Annotated in this window: 12 protein-coding genes and 1 pseudogene; 9 read left to right on the forward strand and 4 right to left on the reverse strand. The window is 57.9% G+C overall.

Features of this window, described 5'->3' with window-relative positions; all coding sequences use genetic code 11:
* The first annotated feature begins 289 nt into the window (after positions 1–289).
* Positions 290–829, forward strand: coding sequence for a TRAP transporter small permease subunit (locus IFT53_RS05395; protein ID WP_192067092.1), 540 nt, complete (start codon positions 290–292; stop codon positions 827–829).
* Between the two features lie 29 nt (positions 830–858).
* Positions 859–2,370, forward strand: coding sequence for a TRAP transporter large permease (locus IFT53_RS05400; protein WP_192067094.1), 1,512 nt, complete (start codon positions 859–861; stop codon positions 2,368–2,370).
* Positions 2,371–2,446: 76 nt separating this feature from the next.
* On the opposite strand, the gene IFT53_RS05405 is transcribed toward IFT53_RS05400, so the two are convergent.
* A complete protein-coding gene (locus IFT53_RS05405) occupies positions 2,447–3,553 on the reverse strand; it encodes a TRAP transporter substrate-binding protein (RefSeq protein WP_192067095.1) in 1,107 nt (368 codons plus the stop codon).
* Between the two features lie 288 nt (positions 3,554–3,841).
* Between IFT53_RS05405 and IFT53_RS05410 the strand changes: the two genes are divergently transcribed.
* Together IFT53_RS05410 and IFT53_RS05415 are read left to right on the forward strand one after the other, a co-directional pair.
* Positions 3,842–4,597, forward strand: coding sequence for a gamma-glutamyl-gamma-aminobutyrate hydrolase family protein (locus tag IFT53_RS05410; protein ID WP_192067096.1), 756 nt, complete (start codon positions 3,842–3,844; stop codon positions 4,595–4,597).
* A 146-nt stretch (positions 4,598–4,743) separates the two neighbouring features.
* A pseudogene (locus IFT53_RS05415) lies at positions 4,744–6,602 on the forward strand (ABC transporter ATP-binding protein).
* 90 nt (positions 6,603–6,692) lie between these two features.
* Here IFT53_RS05415 and IFT53_RS05420 read toward each other — a convergent pair.
* Both IFT53_RS05420 and rpsU read right to left on the reverse strand, forming a co-directional pair.
* Positions 6,693–7,592, reverse strand: coding sequence for a tetratricopeptide repeat protein (locus IFT53_RS05420; protein ID WP_192067097.1), 900 nt, complete (start codon positions 7,590–7,592; stop codon positions 6,693–6,695).
* Positions 7,593–7,701: 109 nt separating this feature from the next.
* A complete protein-coding gene (gene rpsU, locus IFT53_RS23695; RefSeq protein WP_192067098.1) occupies positions 7,702–7,938 on the reverse strand; it encodes a 30S ribosomal protein S21 in 237 nt (78 codons plus the stop codon).
* A 318-nt stretch (positions 7,939–8,256) separates the two neighbouring features.
* On the opposite strand from rpsU, the gene IFT53_RS05430 reads away from it, so the two are divergent.
* From IFT53_RS05430 to IFT53_RS05450, 5 genes are read left to right on the forward strand one after another with little or no spacing between them, the layout of a single operon-like run.
* Complete coding sequence (locus IFT53_RS05430) at positions 8,257–9,510, forward strand: sarcosine oxidase subunit beta family protein (RefSeq protein ID WP_192067099.1); 1,254 nt, start codon at positions 8,257–8,259, stop codon at positions 9,508–9,510.
* On the forward strand, positions 9,510–9,914 hold the full coding sequence (locus IFT53_RS05435) for a hypothetical protein (RefSeq protein ID WP_192067100.1): 405 nt from the start codon (positions 9,510–9,512) through the stop codon (positions 9,912–9,914). The genes IFT53_RS05430 and IFT53_RS05435 overlap by 1 nt, the downstream gene beginning before the upstream one ends.
* Before the next feature lie 9 nt (positions 9,915–9,923).
* Positions 9,924–10,238: a sarcosine oxidase subunit delta gene (locus tag IFT53_RS05440; RefSeq protein WP_192067101.1), complete on the forward strand. Its 315-nt coding sequence runs from the start codon at positions 9,924–9,926 to the stop codon at positions 10,236–10,238.
* Positions 10,235–13,192, forward strand: a complete 2,958-nt coding sequence (locus IFT53_RS05445) for a sarcosine oxidase subunit alpha (protein ID WP_192067102.1) — start codon at positions 10,235–10,237, stop codon at positions 13,190–13,192. The genes IFT53_RS05440 and IFT53_RS05445 overlap by 4 nt, the downstream gene beginning before the upstream one ends.
* Positions 13,185–13,733 carry a sarcosine oxidase subunit gamma gene (locus IFT53_RS05450; RefSeq protein ID WP_192067104.1) on the forward strand — a complete coding sequence of 183 codons (549 nt, stop codon included), beginning with the start codon at positions 13,185–13,187 and terminating at the stop codon, positions 13,731–13,733. Before IFT53_RS05445 ends, IFT53_RS05450 begins: the two co-directional genes overlap by 8 nt.
* A gap of 57 nt (positions 13,734–13,790) precedes the next feature.
* Here the strand turns inward: IFT53_RS05450 and IFT53_RS05455 are convergent, their stop codons facing one another.
* Complete coding sequence (locus IFT53_RS05455) at positions 13,791–14,420, reverse strand: LysE family translocator (protein WP_192067106.1); 630 nt, start codon at positions 14,418–14,420, stop codon at positions 13,791–13,793.
* Positions 14,421–14,442 lie beyond the last annotated feature (22 nt).

Genomic DNA, 14,442 nt, shown 5'->3' on the forward strand with positions numbered 1-14,442 from the left:
CGGACACAGGCCAGTCGTGGTTGGCCTGTGTGGGACATGCCGCAATTTTGCCGGGCCTGTGGAAAAAGCGTGCAGTGATGCCACAGCAGGTTGCTCAATTCCTCGTAAACCGCCTGTTTGCAAGGGCAAAGGTGCCAATGCCGTTGCATTTTGGCAAGCCACCTCCTACACGAAATGGTGTGGAGGACGTCCGAAGTTACCGCATAGTCGATGCAAGTATCGTCAGAGGGTGACGGTCACGGATGAACCTCTCGCATAGAACCCGCAAAGGGATGGTGGAGGGGAAGGAATGAAGGCTCTTCTGAAGACAAGCGCTCTTATTGACGGGTTCAGTGAGGCGATGGGCAAGTTTGCAGGATACCTTGTCCTGATCTGCTGCCTCGTGAGTGCGGGCAACGCCATTGTTCGCTATATTTTCAATTATAGCTCGAACGGCTGGCTGGAAATCCAGTGGTACATGTTCGCCTTCATCGTGCTGGTGGGTGCGTCCTACACATTGCGGATGAACGAACATGTGCGCGTGGACATTATCTACGGCGCCATTTCCGCCCGCGCCCGCCTCTGGGTCGATATGATCGGCCTCGTCGTGTTTCTGCTGCCGGCCTGTTTTTATCTGGCGTGGCTGAGCTGGCCGATGTTTACCCTGTCACTTGCGCAGAACGAAGTGTCTTCCAATGCGGGCGGCCTGATCCGCTGGCCGGTCAAGTTCATTATCTTTGCGGGCTTTGCCTTGCTCTTCCTTCAGGGAATATCCGAACTGGTGAAGCGCATCGGCGCGCTGAACGGGCTCTATCAGCTCGACACCAAATACGAAAAACCGCTCCAGTAAATCAGGCGCTGACCGCTAAGGATATTTCCATGTTCGAATACGGTATTTTGCCGCCGCTGATGTTCCTGGGCATGATTATTTTCATGCTTTACGGGTTTCCCGTGGCGTTCTCTCTGGCTTCTGTCGGGCTTTTGTTCGGCGTCATCGGCATTTTCACGGAGCATTTTTCTCCTGCCTTCCTGCAGGCGCTGCCGCTTCGCATTTTCGGCATCATTTCCAATGATCTGTTGCTGGCCATCCCCTTCTTCACCTTCATGGGCGCTATTCTGGAACGATGCGGGCTTGCGGAGGATTTGCTGGAGGGCACGGGCAAGCTGTTCGGCGCCATTCCCGGTGGACTTGCCTATGCCGTCATTCTCGTTGGCGCGATCCTCGGTGCCATTACCGGCACAGTTGCGGCCTCGGTCATTACCATGGGCGTCATCTCGCTGCCGATCATGCTCAAATATGGCTACAATCCGCGCCTTGCGACCGGCGTCATCGCCGCATCCGGCACGATTACCCAGGTCATTCCGCCATCTCTGGTTCTGATCGTTCTGGCCGACCAGCTCGGCAAGTCCGTCGGCGACATGTATCTCGGTGCCATCGGCCCATCGATCCTGCAAGTCGTCATCTTCATGCTGTTCATCTTCGTCATGTCGAAGCTGCGGCCGAAAGACCTGCCAGCCTTGCCGCCGGAAGCGCGTGGCGAACTGAACCGTGCGCTGGTGTTCAAGGTGCTGGCGGGCATGGTGCCTTCCATCGTGCTGATCTTCCTCGTGCTGGGCACCATCTTCATGGGTCTGGCAACGCCGACGGAAGCGGGTGCGCTGGGTGTTGTAGGTGCCATGGCGCTGGCCGCCGCGCATCGTCGCCTGACCTGGGATCTGGTCAAGCAGGGCATGCACTCCACCATGCACATCACCTCCATGGTGGTCTTCATTCTGGTCGGCGCGACCTGCTTCAGCCTCGTGTTTCAGGGCATGGACGGTTCGCTGTGGATCGAGCACATGCTGTCGGGCATTCCGGGCGGGCCAATCGGCTTCCTGATCTTCGTCAACATCTTCATCTTCTTCCTGGCGTTTTTCCTCGATTTCTTCGAAATCGCCTTCATCGTCATTCCGATGTTGGCGCCGATCGCCGAGTCTCTCGGTATCGACCTCATCTGGTTCGGTGTGCTGATCTGCATCAACATGCAAACCAGCTTCATGCATCCGCCCTTCGGATTTGCGCTGTTCTATTTGCGGTCCATCGCACCCCGAAGCGTGAAGACATCCGACATCTATATGGGCGCGATACCGTGGCTGGGAATGCAGCTCGTTCTCGTTGCCATCGTGATCTTCTGGCCCGAATCCGTGACCTACTGGCTGGACAAGGCGCCTGCTGTGGATCTCAACACGATCAAGATCGATGTGCCCTTTGGCAACTCAGGTGGCAATACGATGCCGACTTTGGGGCCGAATTTCGGCCTGCCACCGATGGACGGTGCGCCGGCACAGCCGGGCGGAAATGGACTGCCCGGAATGCCGAACCTGAACGAGCCGCCGAAGATCGGTCCGTAGTACAGCATGCCTGAAAATAAAAGACCCGGACCTTTCGATCCGGGTCTGTCATAGTGCCGTCAGGCCTTGATAGTGATCAGAGCTTGCCGTTGCGCTGCTGGATCATCATGAATGTATCGAATGTGTATTCAGCAAGCTGCATCCACAGATAGCCCTCGCGCTTGAATGCCACTTGATCTTCGTAGATCTTCTTGAAGTCCGGATTGACGGCTGAAATTTCGGCGTAGACTTCCAGTGCTGCCTTGTAGCAGGCATCCAGAATATCCTGGCTGAAGGGGCGCAGCGTTGCACCTTCGGACACGATCTGCTTGATCGCGATGGGGTTTTTCGCGTCGTATTTCGCCATCATGTTGGTGTTGGCAAAGGAGCAGGCGTCCTGCAGGATAGCCTGATAGTTCTTGGGCAGGGCGTTCCACTTGTCCAGATTGACGAAGGAGTGGATGACCGGGCCACCTTCCCAGAAGGCCGGGTAGTAGTAATACTTCGCCACTTTCTGGAAGCCGAGCTTGTGGTCATCATAGGGGCCGACCCACTCAGCCGCATCGATTGTGCCTTTTTCCAGCGCCGGATAAATATCGCCACCGGCGATCTGTTGCGGCACGACGCCAAGCTTTTCGACCACCTTGCCAGCCAGACCGGCAATGCGCATCTTCACGCCCTTGAAGTCTTCGACCGTGTTGATTTCCTTGCGGAACCAACCGCCCATCTGCACGCCGGTATTGCCTGAGATCATGCCGTAGAGGTTGTGCTTGGCATAGAACTCGTTGAGCAGCTTGTTGCCATTGCCCTCATAGAACCAGGAGTTCGTGAGGCGCGCATTGAGACCGAAGGGAATGGCCGTGCCGATGGCGAAGGTTGGGTCCTTGCCGACGTAATAATATGAGCAGGTGTGGCACATTTCCACCGTGCCGGATGAAACGGCATCGGCTGCCTGCAGGCCGGGCACGATTTCACCGCCTGCAAAAACCTGAATGTTGAAATTGCCGTCGGTGGCGGCCTTTACGCGGTCTGCGACATCCTGCGCGCCACCGAAAATCGTATCCAGCGATTTTGGGAACGAAGAGGTGAGGCGCCATGTGATCTTGGCATTTTGTTGCGCGATGGCCGGCGCGGCAAGAACCGTTGCGGCAGCAACGCCTGCGCCGGAAACGGCACCTTTTTTGATGAATGAACGACGATCCATAAATATCCTCCCAGATATTGATCTGACCGATAGGCGAATTCCCCTCCGCTATCTGGCATGGCCAGAGAAAAGCACGCCCCCGCACGGCTGACAAGCATCTCCACCAAGAATAAAACGCTGTAAATGCTTTGTTGTTACGGCGATTGCGTCAATACAAGCAGTCAACTGAAATCTGAAGAAGAGACATCAGACTTTAGGTGAAGACTGGGCTTCACTCCGACAGCGCAGACGCTTGACGAACGGCGTTTCCGGTTTCAAAACAGGTGAACCTTCCAAGCCGGAGCCTCCATGTCCAGACCCATCATCGCCATTCCCGCCGATATCAGACATCTTGATGGTGCCGACTGGCACGCCGCGCAGACACAGTATCTTTCCGCCGCGCTTGATGTTGCCGACGTCATGTCCTTCATCGTACCTGCCTTTGAAGAGGGCAATGATGTCGATGCCATTCTCGACCGTGTGGATGGGCTGCTGGTGTCGGGTTCCGCCACCAATGTTCACCCCTCGCTTTACCGTGTCGAGGCGAAAGACAGTGACGGACCTTTCGACCCCGCCCGTGATGCGACGAGCCTTGCGCTCATTCGTCGGGCGATAGATCGCGGCATTCCGATGCTGGCGATCTGTCGCGGCATTCAGGAGTTGAATGTGGCGCTGGGTGGCACGCTGGCCAGTGAAATTCAGGAGCAGCCCGGCGTGTGGGACCACCGTAAGCCCGATGATGCGAACCGCGACGCGGCCTATGCCATTCGCCAGCCGGTCCATATCCGCGAGGGCTCCTGCATTGCCACGCATCTGGGCATGAGTGGTGAGGTGCAGATCAACTCGCTGCACCGCCAAGCCATCGCAAAAACCGCGCCGCGCCTTCAGGTGGAGGCGACGGCGCAGGATGGAACGATCGAGGCGGTTTCCGTGATCGATGCCAAAGGCTTTGCCTTGGGCGTGCAATGGCACCCGGAATATTGGGCGCATACGGACGCACCCTCGCGGGCGCTGTTTGAAGCCTTCGGCAAAGCCGTGCGGCAATATCAGGCAGGTAAGGCCTGACTGCAGCCGGCAGAAGATTGGCGCCGTCAAGCGGGTCCGGTTCGGCGAAATACAGGAAGAGGGTTCTGAAAGATTGCAATCCATGGTTTAATGTCAGCGATTCTTAATGTCGCTCACGTCATTCCAGTTGCTTTCGCAGGACCGCCATGGCTTTTTCAGACTTTGTGTATCGTCCGTTTGAAAGGCTGATCCGGCCGCTTGATATTGCCTACCGGCCGATCCCTGATAAGGGGCCGTTCCATGTGCTTTTGCATTTCGTGCGGATGTTTCGGGGTGTGCTCATCGCGATCTCTGTCTCTGCGATGTTGATGGAAGCCAGCAATCTCTTTCTGATCTGGAGCTTCTCATCGATTGTTGACGGGGTAACTGCCAAGGGGGCGGAGGCCTTTCTGGTTGAGGACTGGCCTCTTCTCGCTGTCATGGCGTTTCTGCTGTTTCCCGTGCAGCCCATTCTCATATTCCTGGCCAACACGCTGTCATCGCAGACGGTTGCGGTGGGAATGCCGGCGGCCATTCAGTGGCAGGGCCACAAGGCGGTTGAACGGCAGGATCTGCGGTTCTTTCATGACCTGTTTGCCGGGCAGGTTGCGTCGCGGCTTTCGCAGGCCGCTTCTGCCGTGCAGACCCAGGTTATTGTCGCTTTTTATTCGATACCCTATTTTCTGATCCAGTTTGTCGGCTCGCTCGTGCTGTTGAGCACGGTGGCGTGGCCGCTTGCCCTACCGGTGCTGGTCTGGATAATCTTCAGCATTCTGATTGCCGTGAAAGCGGTGCCTAAATTTGCCGAAGCCGCTCGCCACTCGGCCAAGAAGCGCAGCCTGCTGGTGGGGTCGATGACCGATCTCTACAGCAACATCCAGATGGTCAAGCAGTTTGCCGCCGAAGACAGCGAGGCGGGAAGTCTGCGCAAGGTCTTTGCCGAGGTCATATCAACGCAGCACAGCGAGCGGCGGGTCTATCTGACGACCAGCATCGCCATTCTCCTTCTCAGCGTTCTCCTGTGGCTTGCCATGTTGGGTATCGGCTTCTGGGGCATGCTGGATGGTTTTGTGACGACCGGCCAGTTGCGGGCGCGATCTATCTCACGCAGCGGCTTTCAGGCAATGGTCGCGCCTTTCTCGATATGGGCCAGCAGATTTTTCAGGCGATTGGCACCATCCGTGATGCGATGCCCGTGATGACGACACCGCCGACCATTGTCGATGCGCCTGATGCTGCAACACTTGCTGTGAAGCGGGGCGACATCAATTTTGAGGGCGTGCACTTTGGATATCGGGAAGGTGCTGATGTGATCAATGACCTGTCACTGCATGTGCGGGCGGGTGAAAAAGTCGGGCTTGTCGGGCTATCGGGTGCTGGAAAAACGACACTCATCAATCTTCTGCTGCGCTTTTACGAGCTGGAAAAGGGCGATATCAGCATTGATGGGCAGAACGTTAAAGCCGTGACGCAGGCGAGCCTGCGCGAGAATATCGGTGTGATTTCTCAGGATGTTTCGCTGCTGCACCGCTCCGTCGGCGATAATATCCGCTATGGCAAGCCGGATGCATCGGCTGACGAAATCGATGCGGCGGCGCGGGCAGCGCAGGCCCATGACTTCATCGGCGATCTGACCGATGGCGAGGGCCGTCGCGGTTATGACGCTTTTGTCGGAGACAGGGGCGTCAAGCTTTCCGGTGGCCAGCGCCAGAGGGTGGCCATTGCGCGGGTGCTGTTGAAGGATGCGCCCATCCTCATTCTGGACGAGGCGACATCTGCGCTCGACAGCGAGTCCGAGGCTGCGATCCAGGAGAAGCTCGACCTGTTGATGGCGCGCAAGACGGTGATTGCGATTGCCCATCGGCTGTCCACGATTTCTCGGATGGACCGCATCATCGTGCTGGACCGGGGCCGGATTGTGGAAGAGGGAACGCTTGCAGCCCTGATCGAGCAAGGTGGTCTTTATGCGAGGCTTTGGCATAGGCAGACCAGCGGCTACATCGCCGATGAGGATGACGGGCCGTGAACGTCTTTCCTGTCAGCTAAGCAGGTATGGCAACAAAAAAGCCGGAGGCGAGGCATCCGGCTTTCGTTTTCGGTCATGTCGTGTGTTCGATCATGAGGCGCGCGCGCCACCACGGGTGCGGGCGAGGCCATCGACAGCTGGCTTGTATTTCGGATCGAGGCGGGCGGCGTGGCCGTAGGATTTGGCGGCCTTGTCGCGTTCGCCACGGCGCTCATAGACCAGCGCCTGATTTGCCCAGGATTCAGCCAGATCACCATCAAGAGCGATGGCGTGGTTGAAGTCTGCGAAAGCGTTTTCATCGTCATTCATGGCGACATAGGAGATGCCACGGCCGTTGTAAGGCTCTGGCGAATTTGGCGACAGCGAGATGGCCTTTGAGAAGTCCTCGATGGCCTGGGTGTGCTGGTTGCGGACCTGATAGATCAGACCGCGATTGTGCCAGGCGCGACCATCGGTCGTATCCAGACTGATAGCGGAAGAGAAGTCGTTGAAGGCTTCGTTGATGCGGCCTGTCTGGCGATAGAGATTGCCACGGCCGATCAGTGCCACATCATAGCTTGGGTTGATCTGCAGCGCGCTGTTGTAATCCTGCAAGGCCAGTTGCTGCTGGTTCATGTTGCGATAGACGAGGGCGCGGTTGGCATAGGCCTGGTAAAAACGCGGATTGAGCTGCAAGGCGCGCTCGAAATCTGCGATGGCGCGCTTGGAATCGCCAGCACGGCCATAGGCGGAGCCGCGAACATTATAGCCTTCAGGATCCTGCGGATTGGCATTGATGACCGAGGTCAGCGACGCGATGTTTCCTTCCGAGCCCTGTGCCCGATCAAGCTGGAATACATCATTTGTCTGCGGGGAGGAGGTGGCGCAGCCCGACAGGGTTGCAAGAACACCGCAAATAACGAGAGAAGGCAAAAGCCGCATGTTTTTTCTCTGGGATACGCCGCTTGCAACAAACGGATTTCGGGAAGCACTTGTATCAACAGCGTTCATGCGATTTGGGTTCCCTCTACCAATCCCGGTCCACGGTCATAGACTCAAAGAGCGGCGGCGAAAAATCGCCCCCGCCCCATAAACATTCAAAAACGTCGAAAAAACGACCTTATGCGCGAGCCGCTGGTGCACGTGGGCCTGCGATCAGACCTTCGCGCTGCATGCGCTTGCGGGCTAGCTTACGAACGCGGCTAACACTTTCGGCCTTTTCGCGTGCACGCTTCACAGACGGCTTCTCAAAGTGGTCACGCAGTTTCATCTCGCGGAAAATGCCTTCGCGCTGCATCTTCTTCTTGAGAGCGCGAAGCGCCTGATCAACATTGTTGTCGCGGACTAGTACCTGCACGTGAATCCCGTTCCTTTGGTTGGTTATTTTGCCGTGTGAATTGGCATTCGCAAGCAAACAAAAAATCGTTCGGTTGGCCGTGAAGCCGCGCGAGTGGTGGGGTGCAATACCAGATTGCCTCCCGAAAGTCCAGCGATTAACTGTGTTCGAGCCCCTAAAAAGCACCGCCTGAGCCATTCCAGACGCCCATGTCGATACTTTATAGTGGCACGTCGCAAAATGAACATTCCCAGTCTAATTCATTTGCCATGTGTAGTGTTCTGCCGGAAGAGTATCCAGCCCGGTTTTCCTGCCCGGCTTCAAGGAGTGGTTCGCCCAATGCGCAAATATTCGGTTTTCGCCGTCGCTCGTGAGGCCCTGCGTGGACACAAGGGTTGGGATGCGCAATGGGCCTCTCCCGAACCGCGCCAGTCCTACGATGTCATCATCATCGGTGGCGGCGGGCATGGGCTGGGTGCAGCCTATTATCTGGCCAAGGAACACGGCATTACCAACATTGCGGTGCTGGAAAAGGGCTGGATCGGTGGCGGAAACAGCGGGCGCAACACCACCATCATCCGCTCCAATTATCTCTATGAAGAGAGCATGGATATTTACGAGCATTCCCTGAAGCTTTGGGAAGGCTTGAGCCAGGACCTCAACTACAATGTGATGTATTCGGCACGCGGCGTGATGATGCTGTCGCACAATGTGCATGACCAGCAGAGCTTCAAGCGCCATATCAATGCCAACAGGCTCTATGGCATCGACAATGAATGGCTGACGCCGGAACAGGCCAAGGCTTACTGTCCGCCGCTCGATATTTCCGCCAATGCGCGTTACGCCATCAATGGTGCCGCTCTTCAGCGCCGTGGCGGCACGGCGCGCCATGATGCCGTGAACTGGGGTTATGCCCGTGCAGCATCCGACCGTGGCGTGCATGTGATCCAGAACTGTGAAGTGACGGCGATCCGGCGCGGGCCTGACGGTGCGGTGACGGGTGTGGAAACCAATCGCGGCTTTATCGGCGCCAAGAAGATCGGCGTTTCGGCGGCGGGCCATTCTTCCGTCGTCATGAAAATGGCCGATGTGCGGGTGCCGCTCGCCTCCAACCCGTTGCAGGCGCTGGTCTCTGAGCCGCTCAAGCCGATTTTCCCCTGCGTGGTCATGTCAAACACGGTGCATGCCTATATTTCGCAATCCGACAAGGGTGAGCTGGTGATCGGCGCGGGTACTGACCAGTATAACTCCTATTCCCAGACCGGCGGTTTGCAGATCATCACCCATACGCTGGATGCGATCTGCGAGCTGTTCCCGATTTTCCGCCGGGTGAAGATGATGCGCCAATGGGGCGGCATTACCGACAACACGCCTGACAGGTCTGCCATTCAGAGCCTGACGCCGGTGCCAAACCTCTTCCTCAATTGCGGTTGGGGCACGGGCGGGTTCAAGGCGACACCGGGCTCGGCGCATCTGTTTGCGCATCTGATTGCGCGTGGTGAGCCGCATAAATTGGCGGAAGGCCTTAACCTCGACCGTTTCCGCACGGGACGGCTGATCGATGAGGCGGCAGCTGCGGCGGTGGCGCATTGATGATGCCGCAAGCGCTTCTTGCCGCAGCCGTTGCGACCGCGCCATTGCCGGTCAGCACGCTTGTGCCTGAGGTGCAGGATTTTCGCGTTCAGGCCATAGCCAAGGCGCAGGGCGAGGAGAACTGGCCGTTTGTGGCGAACAAGGGAATGCTTCTCTGCGCGCCCGTGATTGGCGACAAGGCGGTCTATTTCGTGGCGGAAAAAGAGGATGGCGGGCAGGAAGCGCCTGTCGTTCTCAACATCAACCCCATGACGATGGCGGTCGTCAATCTGGGTAAGACCAAGGTTTTCCGCGCCTTTAGCAGTGTCGATGAACTGATGAGCAGGCTCTACCCCTATATTACCATGGGAAAACGCCTGTGTGACCAACCCGCCGGAACCATCGTTCCGGAAAGCTCTCTTTGAGGCAAGAACATGCTGTTGATCCGTTGTCCCTATTGTGAAGATGAGCGTTCCGAGCTGGAGTTTCGCTGGGCGGGCGAGGCGCACATTGCGCGGCCTCAAAACATTTCCGCTGTCACCGATGAGGAATTTTCGGAATATTTCTTCATGCGCGACAATGACAAGGGCATGGTGTTTGAACGCTGGCGGCATATTCACGGCTGCGGGCGTTTCTTCAATGCGGCGCGCCATTCGGTCACCGACAAGATCCACCTGACCTACAAGGCGGGTGAGCCGAAGCCAGATGAGGCGACGATCATGGCTGGAAGTGAAGGAGCGGCACGATGAGCGGCGCTTACCGTATCAAGGGCGCTGGCCGCCTGACACCTGCGCGGACAGCGCGGTTTACCTTCGATGGCAAGATCCACACCGCTTTGCAGGGTGACACGGTTGCTTCGGCACTTCTGGCCGATGGTGTGCATCTGATTGGCCGCTCGTTCAAATATCACCGTCCACGCGGGTTCTTGTCCGCCGGGCCGGAAGAGCCGAACGCGCTGATCGATGTTTCCAGGGACAGCAGCCGCAAGCAGCCCAATGTGCGCGCCACGGTGCAGGAAGTGTTCGATGGTGCCATCGTCTCGTCGCAGAACCGCTTTCCGTCGCTGTCCTTCGACGTGGGTGCGATTAACGATTTCTTCTCGCCCATGTTCGTGGCGGGCTTCTACTACAAGACCTTCATGTGGCCGAAGGCTGCGTGGGACAAGCTCTATGAGCCGATCATCCGCCGTGCAGCGGGCCTTGGCAGTGCGCCGAAGGAAGGTGACAACGACCATTATGCCAGCCGTTTCGCCCATTGCGATGTGCTGGTGGCGGGCGGTGGTGTGGCCGGTTTGACGGCAGCGCTAGCTGCGGCAAAGACCGGCGCGAAGGTCATGCTGGTCGATGAAAACCCTGATATTGGCGGCGCGCTTCGCTTCGATACCGGCGCGACCATCGACGGCCTTAACGGCTACGACTGGGCGCAGAAGGTTCTGGCCGAGTTGAAAGCCATGCCGAATGTGCAGGTTTTGCAGCGCACGACCGTGTTCGGCTATTACAACCACAATTTCATCGGTCTTGCCGAGCGCGTGACCGACCATCTGGCCACACCGGGACATGAACCGCGCGAACGCCTGTGGCAGGTGCGGGCCAAAAAGGTTGTGCTGGCGACAGGCGCTATCGAGCGTCACATGGTGTTTGCCAATAATGACCGGCCGGGCATCATGCTCGCGTCTGCTGCGCGCACCTATCTCAACCATTACGGCGTGACTGTTGGCCACAATGTCGGCGTCTATACCGCGCATGACTCGGCTTATGAGACGGCCTTCGACCTGAAGCGGGCTGGCGTCGCCATTGCCGCCATCGTGGATTGCCGCGCAAACCCGGATGCGAAGCTTCTGGATGAGGCGCGCATACTTGGCATCGAGGTGCTGGCGGGCCACAGTGTTTATGACACGGCGGGGCGTTTGCGGGTTTCCTCCATGACGGTGGGTCGCAATGGCGGCGGATCGAAGCGCAAGATCAAGGTGGATGCGCTTGTGGTTTCCGCAGGCTGGACGCCATCGGTCCATCTCTTCTCGCAATCTCGCGGCAAGCTGACATATGACGCGGAAAACCAGCGTTTTCTGCCAGACGTGCATGTGCAGGAGTGCGTTTCCATCGGCGCCTGCAATGGTACGGATGATCTGAGCGCTCTCATTGCCGAGGCGGCAAGTGCCGGCGGCGGTGCTGTGGAGTATTCCGGCCATAATGCCCATTCGTGGACCGGCGGCATGATCGGTGCGGCGGAAGGTGCGGGTGAAGGCGAGAATGTCAAAGCCTTCATCGATTTCCAACACGATGTCTGCGCCAAGGATATTCGTCTGGCGGTGCGCGAAGGCATGCACTCCATCGAGCACATCAAGCGCTTCACCACCAATGGCATGGCGTCCGATCAGGGCAAGATGTCCAACATGCACGGCCTGGCAATCGCATCAGAAGCCTTGGACCGCGATCTGCCCAAGGTGGGTCTGACGACGTTCCGTGCGCCCTATACGCCTGTCACTTTCGGCACGCTGGTTGGCCATTCACGAGGCAAGCTGTTTGACCCGGCCCGCAAGACGCCGATGCATGCGCTGGAAGTGGCAGCAGGGGCCGCCTTCGAGGACGTGGGCAACTGGAAGCGTGCGTGGTTCTACCCGCGCGCGGGCGAAGACATGCATCAGGCCGTGAACCGCGAATGCAAGACGGTGCGCGAAACGGTGGGCGTGTTCGACGCTTCAACACTGGGCAAGATCGAGGTTGTCGGGCCGGATGCGGCCAAGTTCCTCAACCTGCTTTACACCAATGCCTGGGACACGCTGAAACCCGGCCGCTGCCGCTATGGCATCATGACCCGCGAAGATGGCTTTGTTTACGATGACGGCGTTGTCGGGCGTCTGGCCGAAGACCGTTTCCATGTGACGACCACGACCGGCGGTGCGCCACGCGTGCTGCATCATATGGAAGACTATCTTCAGACGGAATTCCCGGAGCTGAATGTGTGGCTGACATCGGCCACCGAACAATGGGCCGTGATTGCCGTGCAGGGGCCTAAGGCGCGGGAAGTGATTGCGCCGCTGGTCGAGGGCATCGATCTTTCGCCGGAAGCCTTGCCGCATATGGCCATTGCCGAGGGCACGATTTGCGGCGTGCCGACACGACTGTTCCGCGTGTCTTTCACAGGCGAACTTGGTTTTGAAATCAACGTTCCTGCTGATTTCGGCCCTGCCGTGTGGAAAGAGATTGCGCAGCGGGCTGAAGCCGTGGGCGGTTGTCTCTATGGTACTGAGACCATGCATATTCTGCGTGCCGAAAAGGGCTATATCATCGTGGGTCAGGATACGGATGGTACCGTGACGCCTGACGATGCGGGGCTTGGCTGGGCTGTTTCCAAGAAGAAGACGGATTTCGTCGGCATTCGCGGTCTGCAACGTTCTGATCTTAAACGAGAAGGGCGCAAGCAGCTTGTCGGCCTTCTGCCCAAAAATCCGCACGACGTGCCGGAAGAGGGTGGGCAGATCGTGGCTGATCCGAACCAGCCTAAGCCGATGACGATGCTGGGCCACGTGACATCATCCTATTGGTCTGAAAATCTTGGCCGTTCCATCGCCTTCGGGCTGGTGGCGGGTGGCCGGGCGCGGATGGGCGAAACGCTCTATATTCCGCTGGCCGACAAGACGATTGCCGTTGAGGTGACGGACATGGTGTTCTTCGACAAGGAAGGGGGCCGCATCAATGGCTGATCTTATAGTGGCAAACCGCACGTCGGTTCTCGAAGGCGCTCGCGCCGGGTCTGCAAATGTCTCGATCAAGGTTGCAGCGCCCGCCTACAGGCTTTCGCTGCGCGCCAAGGCCGATGCAGTGACGGAGCTTTCGCAGGCGCTGGACATCAGCCTGCCGCAGACGCCCAAAACATCCACCACATCAGCGCTGCGTGCCGCACTCTGGCTCGGGCCGGATGAATGGCTTGTGATAGACCAGGGCGAAAGCAACCTGATGGAAGCCTGCGCCAGCGTTACATCAGCCCATTCCGCCACCGACGTTTCCCACCGCAATGTGGCTATGACAGTCTCAGGCGAAGGTGCTGAAGCCACACTGAACGCCGGATGCCCGCAAGATCTCTCGCTGGAAGGCTTCCCCGTCGGCGCATGCTCACGCACGCTGTTCGGCAAGGCCGAAGTGGTGCTCTTGCGCGTCACCGAAGACACGTTCCGGGTGGAGTGCTGGCGCTCCTTTGCGGACTATGTGTTCGACTTGCTGGAAGAGGGCGCACGGGACGCTTGAGGCGTTTTGTTGCCGACAAGCGTCAGGCAGAAGTTACACTCCGCCTGACATGTTTTCTCAAGGTCTGCTTCCCAATGCCAGACGGCATGCCAAGCCGGTAAATACGCTCGCCAGCAAATATTGCGGCAGCTTCGGAAAACGGCTGACTGCGGAGAGCCGGTTACGGATGCTGGTGCCTAGCAGGATGACCGCGCCATTTACCAGAAAACCTATGCCATTCAGGATGCTGGCGAGGGCCACGGTCTGGATGAGCATGGAGTCATTCGGATCGATGAATTGCGGGAAGAGAGCCAGCACGAACAGTGCCATTTTCGGGTTGAGGATGTTGGTCGCCAGACCCTCGCTGAAAATGCGTTTTCCCGACAGTTTTTTAAGACCCGTCGATGGGGCAAAGGTTGAGCTTTTCGAACGAATTGTCTTATATGCCAGATATAGCAGGTAGGCGCATCCCGCCCAGCGTACGATCTCATAGGCAAGGGGCACGGTCACAAACAGTTGGGACAGACCAAGGGCTGCAGCGATTGCGTGGCAATATGTGCCCGCTGCTATTCCCGCATAGGTTAGAAAACCGGCTGAACGGCCTTGGCTGACACTGCGTGATGCAATCAGCAGCATATCAGGACCAGGCGTTGCCGTCAGCACGACTGCGGCGGCAGAGAAGAGCATGAGGGTGGAGAAGTCCGGCATGGAATTTCCTTTGAAATGGGAG

The sequence above is a fragment of the Rhizobium sp. CFBP 13644 genome (assembly GCF_014842165.1).
GTDB classification, from domain to species: Bacteria; Pseudomonadota; Alphaproteobacteria; order Rhizobiales; family Rhizobiaceae; genus Agrobacterium; species Agrobacterium tumefaciens_C.